This window comes from Thermoflavimicrobium daqui, from assembly GCF_003313465.1.
GTDB classification, from domain to species: Bacteria; Bacillota; Bacilli; order Thermoactinomycetales; family Thermoactinomycetaceae; genus Thermoflavimicrobium; species Thermoflavimicrobium daqui.
In genome coordinates this window covers 208,882-226,997 of the sequence record NZ_KZ845666.1, presented here as the reverse complement: position 1 = coordinate 226,997, position 18,116 = coordinate 208,882, and the positions used below count along the sequence as shown (strand labels likewise).

Genomic DNA, 18,116 nt, shown 5'->3' with positions numbered 1-18,116 from the left:
CTTGTGGACAACCATTATTTGCATGTTTTATATTAATTTTTTTGAAAAGGAGTGGGGATCAATGAAGATCGTTCGACGCTCACCAGAGCCTTTTTTTTATTCTGGTGGAAAAACGGGAATCCTGTTAATACATGGTTTTATGTCTAATCCTTCAGAACTTAGACCTATGGGACAATATTTTATAGATAAAGGGTATACAGTATATGCACCTTTGTTAGCTGGACATGGTAAAACAGCAGAAGTAATGGCAGAAACTGATTGGGAAGATTGGTGGAAAACGGTTGATGACGCCTACGACTATTTGAATAAGGAAAATTTGGATCATATATATGTTGCAGGATTATCGATGGGTGGAGCGCTTAGCTTATATTTAGCATCACAAAAGCAAGTCGATGGCGTTATTTCGATGTGTGCCCCGATTTGGATTCAGCATTGGGGAGACATGCTAGCATCATTTATTTATCACTTCTACCCCTTTTATAAACCTAAAAATAGACGGAAACGCGATCCGGAAATTGAAGCAATGATGGTTAAAATGGATCGAACACCCATAAAATGTGTTGCAAGCTTACGAAAGTTTATTCGTTCCGCTTTGCGCCCTAATCTTTCTAAAGTGAATGTCCCAGCACTGATTATTCAATCCCGGCATGATGAAACAGTAAAACCGGAAAGTGCTAATTATATTTATAATCATATTTCATCTGAAAAGAAATCTTTATCTTGGTATGAGAAATCCTGTCATATTATTACATTAGATAAAGAACGAGGGAAATTATTCCAGGAAGTTGAACAATTTATAGTTAACAACAACCAAAATTTGAGTAAAAATCCTAATCACGTCTAAACTAGAGAGCGAAACATTTGATTATAGACCTTTAAAAAAAGATAAACCGTCTAGTTTAGATGGTAAGCTTGAAGAGGTTAGGTTTAGTTGAAAGGAGCAAAAATGAATGACAACTGAACTCGATATTCGAAGGTTTATGCTGGAACAAGCATATAAACCACTTACACTTGAAGAATTAATCATCGCTTTTGCAGTAGATGAAGAAAAGAAAGATGAATTTATTCGGTTAGTCAATGAGCTTGAAGCAGATGGAAAAATCGTACAGACAAGGACTAAGAGATATGGTGTGCCAGAACGCTTTAATTTAGTTCGAGGGACATTACAAGGGAGTTCCAAAGGATATGGATTTGTCATTCCTGATCATGCTCAAATGCAAGATGTCTTTATTCAGCCTAATGATATGAATGGTGCAATGGATAAGGATCTAGTTTTAGCCCGTATCCATACACGGAAAAGACAAGATCGTCGTCCTGAAGGAGAAATTGTCCGTATTGTAAAGAGAGGGCGCGAGCAAATTGTAGGTACCTTTATTGCATTGAATCAGCATTTTGGGTTTGTGGTACCTGATGATCCGCGTTTAACCACCGATATATTTATTCCAGCTGAACATCGTCAAGGAGCGGAAAATAAACAAAAAGTAGTAGTCAAGCTTCTAAATTATCCCAAAGGTAGACATAGTGCAGAAGGAGAAGTCATTGAGATTTTGGGGAATAAAGATGATCCAGGTGTTGATATTGTTTCCATCATCCGAAAGCATGGTTTGCCTGAGGAATTCCCAGAAGATGTTATTCGAGAAGCAGAGGAGATTCCGGAAAAAATTAGCCCAGAAGAAATCGAAGGAAGACGTGACTTGCGAGCTCGGAAGATGGTGACGATCGATGGTGAAGATGCTAAAGACTTAGATGATGCTGTATCAGTCGAGCGCCTTCCAAATGGTCATATCCGTCTGGGAGTGCATATTGCTGATGTAAGCTACTATGTACAAGAAGGTAGTGCTCTTGACCGAGAAGCTTATGAGAGAGGGTGTAGTGTATACTTAGTAGACCGAGTTATACCGATGCTACCCAAACGTTTGTCTAATGGGATCTGTAGCCTTAATCCTCAAGTAGATCGTCTAACCATGACTTGTGATATGGAAATCAACCAACAGGGACATGTGGTCGATTATGATATCTATCCAAGTGTAATCTGTACCAATGAGCGGATGACTTATACTGCTGTGAAAAAGATTTTGATCGATGAAGATCCTGAGTTAATCGCTCAGTACTCATCCTTAGTTGAAGACTTCCGATTGATGGGAGAGTTAGCTGAGATCTTAAGAAATAAACGAATGCATCGAGGGGCGATCGACTTTAACTTTGATGAAGCTAAGGTCGTCGTTGATGAAAGTGGGAAGCCGGTCGATGTAGTCAAACGCCCTCGAACAGTGGCCGAACGTTTAATTGAAGAATTTATGTTAGCAGCCAATGAGACAGTAGCCGAACATTTTTATCGCTTGGATATCCCTTTTGTTTATCGGATCCATGAAAACCCTGATACCGAGCGACTACGGTCGTTTTTTGAGTTTGCTTCTAGCTTTGGTTACTCCATCAAAGGAAAGCCAGATAAAATAAAACCACGCTCTCTACAACGATTACTAACGAAGATTAGTGGTTTGCCTGAGGAAAAAGCGATTAGTACGGTTATGCTAAGATCGATGAAACAAGCCAAGTATGCTGCCGAATGTATCGGTCACTTTGGTTTGGCGGCGCCTTTTTATACACACTTTACCTCACCGATTCGCCGCTATCCAGATCTACTTATTCATCGCATTATGCGTGAAGTGTTCACCCAAGGGAGCCTATCGTTGGAGAGAATCGATCAGCTTAATAACTTTTTACCTGATGCCGCACAGCATTCCTCCATTCGTGAGCGTGTAGCCGTGGATGCCGAACGTGAGACACAAGCCCTAAAACAGGCAGAGTACATGCAGCAGCATATTGGTGAAGAGTTTGAAGGAACCATCAGTAGTGTAACATCGTTTGGTATTTTTATAGAGCTACCTAATACGATTGAAGGCTTGGTCCATGTGAGCTATCTCACTGATGACTACTATTACTACGATGATCGTTCCTATCTATTGATCGGTGAGCGGACAGGAAGGATCTTCCGTATTGGTGATCGGGTGATCATTCGTGTTCATCAGGTTAGTTTGGAAGAAAGGAAAATTGACTTTGAGCTCCTTGAGCACTTTGGCGAGCTTACAGAGCGCAGTCGCAAGAAAAATAAACCTAAAAAGAATGAGTCAAGAAATGGTAAACCGAAAGAAAGACCTAAAGTAATCGACCTTGATGAAGCGAAAGATAAAGCCAAGAAGAAAAAGAAGAAAAAAGTAAAACGGAAAAAGGCAAAGAAAAAGAAATAAAGGAGGAGGTATAACTAACGAAGATTTAGCAAAAGGGAGGCTGCGTTGTTATATGCAATCCAAGCCTCCCGTATCTTCTCAGGATAAACCACTACTTTATATGAAAGTATTGACTATTTTCATTTCTATTTGATATAATTTAATCCACTGTATTTTAAAAGTTGGTGGTGAGAACATGGGTCAAAATAAAGGGGTTAAAGTGATTGCAAGAAATAAAAAAGCACTGCATGACTATCATATCGAAGAGACGTTTGAAGCTGGTATTGTCCTTACAGGTACCGAGATCAAGTCGATTCGCCAAGGACGGGTCAACTTAAAAGATAGCCATGCCCGTATTGATAAAGGAGAAATATTTATCATCGGAATGCACATTAGCCCATATGAACAAGGCAACCGCTTTAATGTAGATCCTACTCGCACCCGAAAGCTTCTGATGCGTCGGAAAGAAATTGATAAGCTACTGGGTACCACCAAACTAAAAGGATTAACATTAATTCCGCTCGATCTCCATCTTAGAAATGGATATGCGAAAATACAATTGGCCCTTGCACGTGGGAAAAAATTATATGACAAGCGAGCAACAATGGCTAAGCGGGATGCAGAGCGGATGATGCAGCGGAAACTCAAGGAATATAATCGGTAGAAAGTCAAAAACGATGAGCGATTTCATAGAGGAAAGCCTGGATAGAGTATTGCATTTTTAAATAAATCTGTTATAATATAGAAACGTAGCCAGTCAATCTCAAGACACTCATAAGGGGGCGTTTTTGGGATTCGACGGGGATAGTTCGAGCGTTAGTAGCGAGCCGAGGGGCTGCGCTTCTCGTTAAACACGCAGAGCCAAAATGTAACTGGCAAACAAGAAAACTACGCTCTAGCTGCCTAATAAATCAGCTAGGACTCACTTCTCCATCGCCTATGTGGAGCTGCTGGGTCTCAAATTCTAGTAGGCTAGCCGACTAGTCCGCCACAGACTAGAAGGCGAAATATTTGTGGCTGGCCTGAGAAATCGCCTGTCACTGGGCAGTTTCGAGGGTGAGATTTGAATACAGTGACTGCGCTCGGAGAATCTGGCGTGGCGATATCTTCGGACAGCGGTTCGACTCCGCTCGCCTCCACCAAAACCAATATCGTGCTGATGTAGCTCAGCTGGTAGAGCACTTCACTCGTAATGAAGGGGTCGCAGGTTCGAATCCTGTCATCAGCACCACTTCAAACCCTTGAGAAATCAAGGGTTTTCGTGTTTTTAGGGGGTCTTGGAACTATTAAAAATTAGCATAAAAATGGAAATTGACCACATTTTGACCACGCACTTAAGTGAAAGAGCTGAGGCTGACTTCTTATGTACCGCAGTAATGAAAGGGACGTTTAAAGGGGAGAAGCTAAAAGATGTAGACACTGAGTTTTTTCTACTTGTTGATCCGCAGGGGTACTCCTATCCACGTTATGTAGGGTTGAGTATACACTATGTAAGAAGTAATCAAAGGATTGGGAAAGACTACCACACGCTGATTTCAAATGTAAGCGAGCAAATGGAAAAAATAAAAACGCCCGGCAGACACCGGACGTAAAGCAAAAGACCTAATTACAATTTTAACAAAATTCCTCACTAGAGACAACTGGTGAGGAATTTTGTTTTTTTAAAATGAAGGAAGGAGCAATGAAAATGGACTCTGTTTTTAAAGTTGCTACGGGAGTAACTGGTTCTCTAACCGTTTATTTATGGGGAGGTTGGTCTTCAGGGCTACAAGCCCTTTTAGTACTTGTCATTATTGATTTTCTACTAGGTGTGATAGTAGCAGGAAAAGAAAGACAGCTATCTAGTCGAGTAGGTGGAAGAGGCATTCTGAAGAAAATTATGATGTTCATCATTGTGGCAATCGCTCATATGGCAGATACAGTTGTAGGGAGTGGGCATCTGTTCCGAGATGGAGCGGTCTTTTTTACTTAGCGAACGAAGCATTAAGCATTATGGAGAATGTGGCTAAAGCAGGGGTTCCAATTCCAACACAGGTAAAAGGGGCATTAAAAGTTCTACAAGATAAGGGTCAGGTTAATAAAAAAGAAAAAGCGGAGCAGGAGTGAAATTATGAGAGAGTTTAGGCTATTCATTGATCCAGGTCATGGTGGCAGAGACTTTGGAGCTGTTGACCATGGGCTAAGAGAGAAGGATTTAACATTATCTATTGCATTGGAGATGGAAAAGATTATTCGATCTGAGTATCAAGGTGTGAAAGTAAGAATGTCGAGATGGAATGATAGGTATGTTTCACTGTCTCAACGGACAAGAAAGGCAAATGTTTGGGGAGCTGACTTTTTCCTCTCCATACATATTAATGCAGGTGGAGGGACAGGTTGGGAGTCTTTCACTTATAGTGGGGACTATCCTGAAAAAGCCAAAACACTTGAAGCTCAGAATCAAATTCATAAGGGTATCATCAAACGATTGGAATTTTTTAAGGACAGAGGCTCAAAACAAATGGATTTACAGGTTTGCTGGCAAACCAACATGATGGCGATTTTAACAGAAAATGGCTTTGTAGATCACTGTAATGATGCCATTTTTTTAAAAGATCATAACAAGATTAGTGAAATAGCTAGAGCACATGTATTAGCTATTGCAGAAATTGTTGATTGGAGAAGGAGAGCTTGAGGTATAGATAAATGGATACTTAATTGGATGAGAGGTAGAGGTACAATCCCCTACCTCGATTTATTTAATGATCTTTTTCTAGCTTGTTTACTATTAAATCAGATTATCTGGTGGTTCGCCTTCTAAAGACGTTGATCGATTGTCAGGGGGCTCTCCAATATGGAGTAAAATTTTGCTTGAAAATTGTTTATCCATGTATTCGCCACCTCCTCTTTTAATATATTCTACGTTAAAACGGAAAGATCTTTCCATACATAATTTTAATTTCTCAGAATCAAACTTTTCATAACACATTCCAAGCTTTACCCATAGTTCATGTTCTTTTTCTACCCAAAAAAACTTTTTATGAGCCTGAGATTGTATTTTGGCAATTTCTAATGCCTGGGAATAAGGGGCAATTGCTTTTCTCAATTTATTTTTTGAGAAGTAACAGTCACCAAGGGCCACCAATGCATCATGATATCTTAGGACTTCTTGCGATTTAGTTTTCTTCCCTAGCTCTACGGCTTCCAATAAAGCTTTTTCCGCTTTCGTAGTATGGCCTTGAGCTTTATATAGTTTGCCGAGTAAGGTTAGAGTGGTTACTAATAAATACTCTTTCTGATACTTTTTTTGTATTTTAGGTTTTGTGTCTAGAGCTAAAAGGAAATATTCCTCTGCTTGGTCAAAGTCTTGCTCATTGATACAAATGGAACCATAAGTATTTAGTAGCTCTACTGCCCGATCTAAAATATTGTTTTTTAGCGCCAGAGAAATTCCTTCTGATGCACTTTCCCGTGCCTCTTCATAAAGCTCCATTTTATTTAATAGTGCAGCTCTGTTTTCATGAAGACTGATCTTAGCATCAATACTATAGATCTTGTCTCTTTCATCCCAAAGTTTATCAACCGTTTTTTTAGCAGTTTCAGTTTCTTGATCTAGATTAATTAGATAGCTTATTTTACCAATAAGTAGTGAGTACTCTGTTTGGCTTTCACTTTTTGTAATCAAAGACCTTAAGCCTAGATTTACATGGTCTAATGCCTTAACCAGATCATTTTCCTGAAAGTAATAAGTCCTAGCTAAATCTTTGTGACAAGCCGCTTTTAAATTAGTTTTGTGGAAATCAGGATAGCGTTTAATAATATTCAGAACCTGATGAAAGTGTAAGCGTGCTTTTCCCCAGTTCTTCTTTTTTAAATAGCATCTACCTTTTAGGTATTCAACATTAGCCATTAGAGGACTAATCGAAGGAATATTTAATCTATTTATCTTTTTTAAAACCTGATCAGGTCCTTCAAGATCAATTCGGCGCTCAAGATTTAATAGTTGATTCAGTAAGCGTTGTTGTTGATCCTGTTCACCCTCTAGTAGACTAGGAAGTTCATCTTCTGTAATACCAAGCTCCTTAGCATAGATTACAACTTTCTCCCATGAGACTTTAGTAGACCCTCGCTCAATGTTGCTAATGGTAGAGGTAGATATGTCATCATTTGCAAAGTCTTCTAAAATCTTCCCTGAAGCTTTCCGTTTTTGACGTAACACTCTACCAATACGTTTATACATTTCACTCGAAGGTTTGTCCTCACTACCGTTCCTCATTATGACATCGCTCCTAATTACCTACTAAAAATATTTTTATCATAAAAACGGTGTTAATTTCAATATATCAGAAAATTTTCGTCCTTTTCCAAAAAAAAAATGTAAAATTCATTTTTTGTGTATCTTCTAACCCTATTTGAAACTTTTTCTAAGGAAATGAGATCATCGAACTAAAATTTATTAATTATTGCAAATATTATTTAATCATTTTATGATGTTATTAATTAGAAAATTTGAAGGTAGTATACTTGCAAGTAAACGAAATCCTAGGATATTGGCTAATATATTGCTTTTATCTAATCAATTCATTTTGAGTAATTTTATTATAAAGGGGTGTAACTTTTGTGAAACTATTTATGAAAGGTCTATCAGAAGAAGTTGAGGCTTTTTTAGGAGATTTAGAGGCGCAACAAAAATGTGAGATTATTACACATTACAAAGAAAGAGATTACTTTGATTCTGATCAACTCCGAGCGGGAGTAACTGTCCACAATTTAAGAAAGCGACGAGATTCAATACTTTTACACATGACTACTAGTAAAGGTGACAAGATTAAGTTGGATTTGTTAGACGGTAAGGTTTTTCAGATGGATGGACATACCTTTATTACGGGAAAAATCTACGATATTTTTGGATAAATTTCCTCGATATAAAAGTGCATTATCAAATTATGGAAGGTGAATTAGGATGCTTAAAATGCAAGTGCTAGGAGAGCAACAAAAAGTAGCTACATTTATGGAAGGCTTTAAATCCCTTCCACAGTACCAAATTCTCACAGAAACTAAGTCATACAATCAAGTATTGGATACAGAGGTAGCGTTTGCATTGTTTGAGGTTAATCAAAGTAAAACACACTCCATGATGTTGCAAATCACCACTATGAATAATAAAGAGCTGGTTTTAAATCTAGATCAAGCACAAATGAGGAAGGCAGAGAACGGTATTACCTGGATTAAAGGAAAAGTGCACGATATTTACTGGTAGGGAGAGTATTGAATGACAAGCATAAATGTAAAAGTAACTGGTTCCGGACATGATGTGGTTCAGTTCGCTTTAATATTAAGCGAATACTTCGATATTGACTTTAGGGATGTGGTTCAACAACCATCTACTGGTAACGAAAAAAAGATAGATTTAGAGTTTAAAACATCAGTAGAGCAACCAAAGCAAACAGCATATTCTTTGGCTAATAAAATGTTTTATATATTAGCCTTTGAGTTTTTTAACACACCTGAAGGGCAGAGCTTACAAGATGAGTTTCAGGAAAGTATCAAGACACGAAGCCAATCAGCATGTAAAAAAGTAAGATTGAAAGCCCTAGAAGTAATTCATCAGAGGATGATGCTCAATTTCGAATGGTTAATGCGACAGAAAAAACTATCAATTACAACAGACTCCTTGGATCATCCTCAAAAAATTGGAGTACTTTAGGGAAACTTGCTTCATCCGATGGCGGCCACCATTGGATGAAGCTCCCTTAAAAAAATATCTTATTGTTATTATACCATTCGAATAATTAAAAACAAAATTACAAATTTAGCAATCCGAAAGGAATATGAAGAGTGAAGCAGTAAAGACTTTGTCCCAGCATATTTGAAAACTGATCAGTTCTTTTTGAGACTCTTTATTGCAGCACATCGATACTTGTCAGGAGAAAATAAAAATCTAATTTTATGGTAATGTATTACCTTAATACGAGAGGAACGTGGAAGTGAACCAGATAAATGATGCTAGTTTTATTGAAATACACAGAAAGTATACAAATTATGTCCGTATGAAAAAGTGGTTACGAACCTTTGAGTGTATTTTTTCTAAACATGCAGAGATTTGTTTGGCTTGTAATGCTTTGATTGTTTGGCCTATTGGGGAAGTGAGACCAGAAAAATGTCGACAGTGTCGAAAGATGGTACATGAAAATATTTAAATAATAAATTCTTTTAGGTTATATCAAGTTAAGGGGGTGGTATAACACTTAATAATTAATGTTTTCAGATAATTAATGGAGGTGATATTCTTGAAAGCAAAAATCCCATTTAAAAATCCTGAGTTAAAGGTAGTTGGAGAAATTAAAAAGGTAGTAGGCGCAGGTGGACATAATAACGACGATGGTAACGGTAATATCTATAGTAAATTAGCTAACAATGGAAGATTGAATTAATTAACATTAACACAAAGCATACAAGAGTGACTTTCAGTTGCTCTTGTATGTATTTTTAAAAGGGGAGTCATTGATGGATCTTTATCAATCTATGATTACTGGGACCAGTCAGCGTGTGGATGTGCCTGACTTAAATTTTTTACAGTTGATAGTTATAGTAAAATCAGTTCTCAAGGCCATCTACCTTTATAAAAAGGAAAATCCTTTGGACATACTTCAGTACTTTCCTCTACGTTCCACTAACATAAAAGAAACTCCACAAATAGTGTACTTATTCGCTAGAAAAGTATCCGTTTTTTCTCAGGTGCTTATTAATATTTTTAGGAGAGAAAGCCTTTGCTTAGAGAGATCTATTATTACTTGTGCTGCTTTACGCTCCGTAGGAATTGAAGCTCAAGTTATTATTGGATCTAGAGCATCGGCAAACTCTTCAACTAATTATTTGTATCATAGTTGGATAGAGGTATTAAATAAACCCATAAACGACGTGGATGGAGTGAAGCAATATTTTAATGAAATACATCGCTTTCCTATGGAGGTAAACAATGAGAAAAGTGAATCATCTTTCTGATTTTTTCGGAATGAAAAACAAATCAAGCTTCCTTAAATGGAAAGGAGAGATTTGGTCGGCCACTAGCCAAAATCAAGAGGTGCTTCATATTTTAAGAAATGATCAAGATGATTCTGCAATAAAACAATGTCTTTTACTTATTAAGTCGAATCCTCATATTTTAAAAGATATAGAAGGGGCCTTTGTTTTAGCTTTGTTTGATTCGGAAAGCCAAATGGGGATTCTATATAAGAGCTTCCTGTGTAAGTATTCGGTTTATATAAGAAAAAATGAACTTTCATTGGATTTTTCTACAAAAGTAGAAGATTTGATTCCGAAGGGGGTTTACTTGATCGACTGTATTGATCCTGAAGTAATTTTATCTATTTGTTTAGGAGAAAGGATAAACTCGAACCAGTCATATTTTAATGAAATTCAACGGGTTTCAAACGGTTGCATACTATTTTATGACAAGGGTGAAGTTTCTCTTAGACAAATTGATTGTTTAAAAGAAAATCAACATAAGTATAGAAGCTTAAATTGCTATATAGATACAGCTAGAGAAATTATGAAAAAAACAGTTAAACAACGAATTAAGGATGAAGATAAAATCACAGTTGTCCTGAGTGGTGGAATGGACTCATCGTCGATTTTAAGCTTTTTAAACTCAATGAATGTACCAGTACAAGCTGTTCATTGGAAGTTTAATGGAGTAGCAGATGAGTCTTTCTTTTCGAGAAAAGTAGCATCTTATGAAAATGTTTCGTATACAGAGATCGATACAGAAGAAATGATCTGCTCATCATCATATATTCCAGAATGGAATTATGAGCTTCCTTACAATCATGGGTATTTTCCTATGTTTGAACAAACATTACAAGTCTTACAACAATCGGGGTCTAATAAATTAGCTACTGGATATTTAGGTGATGATATTTTCGGTAGTTACTCAAGTGACATTTCAATTCGATCCTTATTTGCCCAATTACCATTCAAACAAAGTCTTCGATATATTTATGAGGCACTGGGTACCCCGCACATTTCCGATTTGCAACAACGATATCCAAGATTACATTGGTATAACAAATATTTAACACAAAATGCTATTGAAAGAATAGATGCAAAACATTATTCTCAGTTCTCTTTAAAAGATCATTTTATGTCTTATTCCAATCTTGAAATAGACTCTCTATTAGAAAATTATTATGTACAAAATGGAGTACATTCATTTCATCTATTCCATAGTAAAGAGTTGATGGAGTGGAGTTTGTCTTTGCCTATGGCATATAAGCTATTTCCTTCAGGAGGTCAATGGATAGATAAAATAGTACTTAGAACTATGTTTTTAAACATCTTACCAAAAGAATGTATACGAAGAAACTATAAACCTGTCATGACTAACTTCCATGAGAAATACGTTATCCATAATAAAAATCAAATTTTATCTATTTTAAGTGAAGAATCACACTTACATCATAGAGGGATTATTGATGCAAATAAAATACTAAAGATGGATAATGAGTCCATGGCAATAGCCGCATCAGGGCTAATTACTTGTTGTATGACTGAGGTATGGCTTCAAGGATTAAGTAATAGAAAGGGGAAAGATTATGTATAGGAAATCTGACTATGTGAAGGTTTCTAAATTGTACAACGAGATGCACTTGATGCATCTTGGAACGGGGGTTTGTTACAAATTAAATCTCATTGCTACTTTATTTTGGGAACAAATTTTGTTAGCTCAGTCCAATGAAGAGGCAATATCGAACTTGTTAAGAGAAATCGAAGGTGAAAAAGAGGAAATTGTAGAGGCATATGCAAATTTTAAGAGTGAATTGTTAAAAGAAGAGTTAATTAAGGCGGGAACACATCTTAGCTAAGATGTAACTCTCTCAGCTGATGGTAGGAGTGAAAGAATGAATATAACTCAAACGAATAAGTTTGCGAATAACCAAAAGGAGCCTACAGCTAAGACAGGTATTTCTATTTTGCAACTTATTTTTTTTCAAAGGAAGTATATCCTTATCAGTTTAGGTTTTATGATCATTTCTGTTTTACTCAATCTGACTTCTCCTTTATTTATGAAGCAGATGATTGATACAGCTATACCAGAAAAAAATTGGAGCTTATTAGTTGGACTAATTATTGGATTAATTTCTATTCCTATTTTTGTTACCTTATTTACCTTTTTAGGTGACAAATATAATCACCGAATTGGCGCTTATGTCACAGATCAGCTAAGAAAAAAGATGTTTTATAAATTAACTCACTTCTCACCGAAAACTTATAATCACTTAAAGTCAGGTGATATTGCTGGACGAATGTATAGTTGTGGTGAAGTTGGTGATCTATATATTACTCAGTTTGTTGTTCCAGGGATTCTACATGGATTGATGTTTATTGGTATTACAGGTATCATGATATACCTAAATTGGAAGTTAACTATTATTTCTTTAGTAATCCTACCAATCATGTTTTTCTTATCAAAAAAGCCAGCCATGTCCATTAGAAATATATCTCAAAATGTCATGCAACTCCAACAGGAGCTATCTAGCTACACAACTGAGCTAGTTCAAGGACTTAAAACGGTTCAAACTTTGAATCAGGTACAAAAAGAAAATGATTATCAATATAAATGGATAGATAACTATCGTATCGAGAGAACTAAAGCCTTCATTGTAGGGAGTTTTTCTGAACTACTTAATAAAGGTCAACAGGCTCTAGGAATAGGAGTATTATTCGGATACGGTAGCTATGAAATTTTCCAAGGAAATCTAAGTATTGGATCTCTAGTAGCTTTCGTAGCTTACTTCTCTCAACTTTTTGGCTCACTGGAAAAGGCACAATTTGGATTAGTAAAAGGGATTGAACTAAAACCAAAGCTAGAAATGATTAAGGAGATATTAGATGTCAACGACGAGCAAGATTTTGAAACAACCTCTCCTACCCCATTAAAAATTAAAGGTGAGATTAAGTTTCAAAACGTTTCCTTTGCCTATGACGGAGATCGAGGGCAAGTGAATAATATCAACTTACACATTAAACCTGGTCATTTGATTGGAATTGTTGGACCATCTGGAGGAGGAAAATCCACTATTTTAGATTTGCTTTTAGGCTTCTATACTCCCGATAGTGGTTCAATTTTCTTAGATCAATACAACCTAAAAGAGATACCCTTAAAAGAATTGAGAAGTAAAATGACTCTAGTATCTCAAGATGTTTTTTTGTGGAACAAATCCATAAAAGATAATCTTCAGTATGCTAATCCTGATGCATCAATACAAGATTTAGAGAAAGCTTGTTATGAAGCACAAATATTAGACTTCATCCAGCAACTTCCACAGGGATGGGATACGGTGGTCGGAGAACGTGGCGTAAAAATCTCAGGTGGAGAGAAACAGCGATTAGCTATCGCTAGAGCCTTATTAAGAAACCCACAAATTATACTCATGGATGAGCCTACATCGGCTTTAGATTCAAAAACTGAGGCCCATTTACAAGAGCATTTAGAAAGGATATTTAAGGGTAAGACGGTTATAATCGTTGCTCATCGTCTTGCTACCATTCGAAATGCTGACAGTATATTAGTGATCAAAGATGGAGAAGTAGCAGAGGTAGGAACTCACGAAGAGCTATTAGAGCGAAAAGGAATTTATGATCAGCTATATAGAGAACAATTTCAAGCTAACTAGTATGGTATACATAAATATTACTGATGAACTAGAGAATAACCTTGTTGCTTACTTAAAAATCCCCTTAAATAGCCGAGCCTCAGGGGCTATTTTATTTTTTTTTTGTTATTTGGGGACAATTTAATTTGTCTAGGCATAAGTAAAGTCTCCCACTTTACCAGTTAATTTCTACTTATGCTTTGGAGCAACCTCCATGGATTCAGTATACAGGATCCTGAAAATTTAGGTATTAACTCTTTCGACTGACATTTAAAATAATTGTAAGTGTAGTCTTATATCAGAATTGATATAGTAATAAGGTGGATGAAGAGATTATACTTGAATAACATAATATTTCCTAAGTTTATAGTAAGTGTTATCACCTGTTATTTAGTTGAGTTTATTGAGAAAACTGTGGTTTATTTTAGTATGAATCAACCAAAACATGTAAAAACAGAGTTTATAAAGTGATTGAGCAAAAAACAAGAAATTACATTTAAAATTGATTAGCCATTTACATCTCTGTGTACCCATCATTTAGATTGACATTCAGTAGGACATATATTTATAAAAAATGAACAAAGAGGATAGGAAATAGAAAGATGATCCAATTTCAAACTGAACTGATTCAAGAATTTCGTTGGAAAGTGAATAGTAATCACTATTATGTTTTAAATAAGTACGCTGATTTTGATGGTAAAAATCTATGGAGTGTCATTTGTTCCGCTATGGACTGGATTGAAGTAGCTGTGGACGGAATTCCTTATATTCAGCTGAAGCATCAAAACACTAATTTCGTATCACTCAGTTTGATGCAACTTATTTGCGCGATGGACCTGATTGTCAAAGCAATCATACAACTGTATCGTGTGTTCAAACTAGATTATCCATATGAGAAAGACCAAAGTATTTTTCATCAAAATAAACCAGACGATAAATATTTTAAGCATATTCGAGCCATGTTTGGGGTTCATCCTGTTAATTTAAAAGATGGAAAGGAAAGATATTTTGCCAGTTGGTCCACTCCCAACTTAGCAGATGATTTCTCTGTAATAGTATATAGCCATCAAGTAGGAAAAGAGAGCATCCAACACTCAATTAATATTTCTGATTTAGTTCAATATACGAACCAACGTTACCAACTTCTGATAGATTTAATAAATCATATAGAAGATGATTATGATCAACACTTAAAGAATTATAAAGAACGTCAAATGGAGATCACCACAAATGTTACTGATGAAATCATTCTCTTATTGAAAGAGAATAAACAAAGGTTTGGAGAAGGTGAAGCCTATTGGTATGAGCTGAGTGAGTTGAATTGCTTATTCCGTTCCACCACCTTTTGATAAAGCCAACTTTCCATCAGTGACCATCTATGATAACGTGCGTTTTCAACATCAGTTGGTTACACAAAAATTCGGTATCAAAAAAATCGCACTCGTCAATGGGAGCAATCCAAACGTTAGAATGGGCTGCAAGTTATCCAAATATGGTTGAACGGATCGCACCGTTTGCTGGAACTGCAAAAAATTGGCCCCATAACTGTATACTTATCGATGGCTTAAAATCAATCATACAATTACATCCTGAGTGGAAAAATGATCAATATACAGAACCCCCAATCCATGTATTACGTACATTTGGTCGTGTTTATGCAAGTTGGGGATTTTCTCAAGCATTTTACCGTAAAGCCCTTTATAAAGAATTGGGATACTCGACCATAGAAGATTTTGTGGAACAATTTTGGGAAACCAGTTTCACAAAATTTGATACCGATGATCTATTAACTATGCTTTGGCATGGCAACATGCTGATATTAGTGCAAACGATAAATACCAAGGGGATACATTAGAGGATAGTAAATTTGAAGCGAAAGGGATTTTGATATAGTGAATGGTTTCTGGGTGAAAGTCATGTTACACTCTATACTATCTAGCTAAGTAAAAATCGTTGAAAGTTCTTTCAAGAGTTGATGCTACTATCGGCATTGTGCAACTATTACTTATTAATATAGATAGTGTATTCAAGTTAAATAATTTGAAAGGAGCAAAAATGTGAAAGGTAAAACTAAATCCTTATGGATATATGAAGGTTTTGCAATACTCGAAGAAGCAGGACCAGATCAATTGACAATCGATGAGCTTTGTCGCCGATTAAAGCTTACGAAAGGTTCATTTTATTATCACTTTAAAAATCGTCAAGACTACATTCGTTCATTGCTTGAATTTTGGGAGGAAGATAGTACTCAACGAATCATTAATTTAAGTCAAAGTGAAGAGTCTGATCGTGAAAAGCTTGATCGCCTAACTGAACTTGTTACTAAAGAGCAAAATCGTTCGCTGGAAGTGAAGATACGCTCTTGGGCAACACACGACGAGAAAATTCGGTTATATCAACAACGTGTTGATGAACAAAGAATGAACTATGCAAAAAAATTGTGTGCAACTGTTTACAAAGACAATGTTGATAGTAATATGTTAGCGCAAATTTATTACACAATACTTATAGGTTCACAACACCTTATTCCACCTATAAAAGGAAAGGAGCTTATGCATATATTTAAAACGATTAGCCAACATATCACCAAATATAGTAAGATGACTGAATGAAATTCATCGTTAGTAGCACCAAGGATATTTCGCAAATTTTACATGGGTAGCACAATGCCATTATGTTTGAGTAATAGATTTTATCCATACACATTGATAATGAATTTTTCTTATGTATTGATAAATTAGGTGAAAACGGAGCTGTTGACATGGACACCCAAACAACCAAAGGAATTGGTTAGGAAGAAATATTGCAATGCCATTTATGGAAACAATGGATGACTTTGAGAACTGTCACGGCATTAAGATGGACATCCTTAAGATAAATGACAACTTTCGTGACTAAACAAACTATTGGGAAACTTGTATGAAAGGTTTTTATTGGGAAACGGCTCCGGAAAAACCTGATTTACACGGTGATAATTAACTGATAATTCACTCCTTTGATGGAAAAGATTTTTAATTTTGCTATTTATTAAGGCGAATTTTATGTTTTTTTACAAAAAAGGCTTGAATCTAATAATTGGTTTGTTTCGGCACACTTTAGATGATAGTTAAAATAGTTGCTAGGAAACTTGTCTAATTAGATATAAAAATGTTCATTACACATCAAATTTAAACACACAAGATTATTAAGTTAACAAGCTGTAGCAATGTCAAACCAGACCAGTTTTGAGTGTTCATCATTATTCAACTGAAGTACACCATTTCCCCATGTAACAACATGATATGCACTCAACTAAACTCCATAATCTATTTCAATATCTCTAGAATTATTATATAAGAGTGGAGCCACTCCTAACTTGTCCTTAAAGATGCCAAAAATAAATACCATCTAGTATGGTATGCTGTTAAGAAATATATAGTTTATAGACGTATTTATTTTTTTCTTCTTATACCGTTAAATAAATCGTTTGCACATTGGATTCAATTATGTTTGGCAGGTGATACTTGCCTACGTTGAACCTTTTTCCAATCGTCATTATCCCAAATTGTAGGACTGTTTGTTTTTTGGGGAATATCAATGTAGCTGTCACCAGTTTGTTATGTAAAGGATGTGTACATAGGTGAACTTTCAAAATAGGATTAGTGATCTAACTTCCAGACAATCACGATCAAAAGAGTGGGCTGCATACACTGCTAGTATTTGGTCATTTATGTTTGCAACTATAAGTTTCTATTGGGCTGCTGGAGGAACCTTAGGTGCCAATACTCTTGGAAATGGTATCAAAGCAATGGCTTTGGAGCGTGATCCCGTTTTTGTTATGATTTTGTGGATTACTGCTGTTCTAAAATTCCTCCTAGGATTCCTTGCACTTGCATTGGTTCGTCGTTGGGGTCAATCCATACCTCGTTGGTTGCTATTCGTCTCTACTTTTGGTGTTGGAATGGGGATGGTCTTTTATGGAGGGGTAGGTTTAATTAAGGTTGCACTGATGGAAATTGGTGTCATAAGTATTCCCAGTGCTATTGGTCCGCAGGCTGTTCATTGGTATCTTATACTTTGGGAGCCATTTTGGCTGTTAGGAGGAATTCTATTCACTATTGCAGCTTGGTACTACAACCATGGACATCCTCATCGACGTGTTTGAAATACAAGCAATAACGATATCATATTAATAACTCAAAAAGTAGAGGATTTACAACATTATGTTAGAAGGTTTGATAATGAATGAGCAAACTCTTTTCGTTTATAGATTCTC

The 18,116-nt window shown here is 36.1% G+C and carries 18 protein-coding genes, 1 tRNA gene, 1 other RNA gene and 2 pseudogenes; 21 read left to right on the top strand and 1 reads right to left on the bottom strand.

The features are described from left to right. Positions 1 to 61 precede the first annotated feature (61 nt). The 8 genes and pseudogenes from DL897_RS09160 (at position 62) to DL897_RS09125 (ending at position 5,901) form a co-directional block, all read left to right on the top strand. On the top strand, positions 62 to 844 hold the full coding sequence (locus DL897_RS09160; protein ID WP_168188736.1) for an alpha/beta hydrolase: 783 nt from the start codon (positions 62 to 64) through the stop codon (positions 842 to 844). Between the two features lie 106 nt (positions 845 to 950). Further along, a complete protein-coding gene (gene rnr, locus DL897_RS09155; RefSeq protein ID WP_113658844.1) occupies positions 951 to 3,248 on the top strand; it encodes a ribonuclease R in 2,298 nt (765 codons plus the stop codon). Between the two features lie 175 nt (positions 3,249 to 3,423). Next, a complete protein-coding gene (gene smpB / locus DL897_RS09150) occupies positions 3,424 to 3,891 on the top strand; it encodes an SsrA-binding protein SmpB (protein WP_113658843.1) in 468 nt (155 codons plus the stop codon). A gap of 114 nt (positions 3,892 to 4,005) precedes the next feature. Continuing rightward, positions 4,006 to 4,369: a transfer-messenger RNA gene (gene ssrA / locus DL897_RS09145) on the top strand. A gap of 13 nt (positions 4,370 to 4,382) precedes the next feature. Further along, a tRNA-Thr gene (locus tag DL897_RS09140) sits at positions 4,383 to 4,458 on the top strand. Between the two features lie 46 nt (positions 4,459 to 4,504). Next, on the top strand, positions 4,505 to 4,819 hold the full coding sequence (locus DL897_RS09135; RefSeq protein WP_113658842.1) for a hypothetical protein: 315 nt from the start codon (positions 4,505 to 4,507) through the stop codon (positions 4,817 to 4,819). Positions 4,820 to 4,893: 74 nt separating this feature from the next. Beyond that, positions 4,894 to 5,333: pseudogene (locus tag DL897_RS19040) on the top strand (phage holin family protein). 4 nt (positions 5,334 to 5,337) lie between these two features. Further along, positions 5,338 to 5,901: an N-acetylmuramoyl-L-alanine amidase family protein gene (locus DL897_RS09125; protein WP_113658841.1), complete on the top strand. Its 564-nt coding sequence runs from the start codon at positions 5,338 to 5,340 to the stop codon at positions 5,899 to 5,901. Positions 5,902 to 5,994: 93 nt separating this feature from the next. Here DL897_RS09125 and DL897_RS09120 read toward each other — a convergent pair whose 3' ends face one another. Beyond that, a complete protein-coding gene (locus DL897_RS09120; protein WP_168188735.1) occupies positions 5,995 to 7,446 on the bottom strand; it encodes a helix-turn-helix domain-containing protein in 1,452 nt (483 codons plus the stop codon). A 380-nt stretch (positions 7,447 to 7,826) separates the two neighbouring features. On the opposite strand from DL897_RS09120, the gene DL897_RS09115 reads away from it, so the two are divergent. The 13 genes and pseudogenes from DL897_RS09115 (at position 7,827) to DL897_RS09060 (ending at position 18,005) form a co-directional block, all read left to right on the top strand. Next, positions 7,827 to 8,120: a hypothetical protein gene (locus DL897_RS09115; RefSeq protein WP_113658839.1), complete on the top strand. Its 294-nt coding sequence runs from the start codon at positions 7,827 to 7,829 to the stop codon at positions 8,118 to 8,120. Positions 8,121 to 8,169: 49 nt separating this feature from the next. Further along, positions 8,170 to 8,466, top strand: coding sequence for a hypothetical protein (locus tag DL897_RS09110; protein ID WP_113658838.1), 297 nt, complete (start codon positions 8,170 to 8,172; stop codon positions 8,464 to 8,466). Positions 8,467 to 8,478: 12 nt separating this feature from the next. Then, a complete protein-coding gene (locus DL897_RS09105) occupies positions 8,479 to 8,913 on the top strand; it encodes a hypothetical protein (protein ID WP_113658837.1) in 435 nt (144 codons plus the stop codon). A 280-nt stretch (positions 8,914 to 9,193) separates the two neighbouring features. Next, a complete protein-coding gene (locus DL897_RS09100) occupies positions 9,194 to 9,406 on the top strand; it encodes a hypothetical protein (RefSeq protein ID WP_113658836.1) in 213 nt (70 codons plus the stop codon). A 90-nt stretch (positions 9,407 to 9,496) separates the two neighbouring features. Then, entirely contained in the window at positions 9,497 to 9,640 is a 144-nt protein-coding gene (locus DL897_RS18245; RefSeq protein WP_168188712.1) for a hypothetical protein, read from the top strand. 73 nt (positions 9,641 to 9,713) lie between these two features. After that, the gene (locus tag DL897_RS09095) at positions 9,714 to 10,211 is read left to right on the top strand and encodes a lasso peptide biosynthesis B2 protein (RefSeq protein ID WP_113658835.1); all 498 of its coding nucleotides are present in this window, start codon (positions 9,714 to 9,716) and stop codon (positions 10,209 to 10,211) included. Positions 10,212 to 10,290: 79 nt separating this feature from the next. Then, positions 10,291 to 11,808, top strand: coding sequence for an asparagine synthase-related protein (locus tag DL897_RS09090; RefSeq protein ID WP_206186507.1), 1,518 nt, complete (start codon positions 10,291 to 10,293; stop codon positions 11,806 to 11,808). Next, positions 11,801 to 12,070 carry a PqqD family protein gene (locus tag DL897_RS09085; protein ID WP_113658833.1) on the top strand — a complete coding sequence of 90 codons (270 nt, stop codon included), beginning with the start codon at positions 11,801 to 11,803 and terminating at the stop codon, positions 12,068 to 12,070. Before DL897_RS09090 ends, DL897_RS09085 begins: the two co-directional genes overlap by 8 nt. Positions 12,071 to 12,106: 36 nt before the next feature. Continuing rightward, entirely contained in the window at positions 12,107 to 13,882 is a 1,776-nt protein-coding gene (locus DL897_RS09080) for an ABC transporter ATP-binding protein (RefSeq protein ID WP_113658832.1), read from the top strand. 581 nt (positions 13,883 to 14,463) lie between these two features. Further along, the gene (locus tag DL897_RS09075) at positions 14,464 to 15,210 is read left to right on the top strand and encodes a hypothetical protein (protein ID WP_113658831.1); all 747 of its coding nucleotides are present in this window, start codon (positions 14,464 to 14,466) and stop codon (positions 15,208 to 15,210) included. Further along, positions 15,200 to 15,709, top strand: a pseudogene (locus tag DL897_RS09070) (alpha/beta hydrolase family protein); the annotation flags it as partial. The gene DL897_RS09075 and the pseudogene DL897_RS09070, both read left to right, overlap by 11 nt. Before the next feature lie 209 nt (positions 15,710 to 15,918). Beyond that, positions 15,919 to 16,473 (top strand): TetR/AcrR family transcriptional regulator, encoded by a 555-nt coding sequence (locus DL897_RS09065; protein ID WP_113658829.1) that lies wholly within the window; start codon positions 15,919 to 15,921, stop codon positions 16,471 to 16,473. A gap of 1,007 nt (positions 16,474 to 17,480) precedes the next feature. Continuing rightward, positions 17,481 to 18,005, top strand: coding sequence for a DUF3995 domain-containing protein (locus tag DL897_RS09060; protein ID WP_113658828.1), 525 nt, complete (start codon positions 17,481 to 17,483; stop codon positions 18,003 to 18,005). Positions 18,006 to 18,116 lie beyond the last annotated feature (111 nt).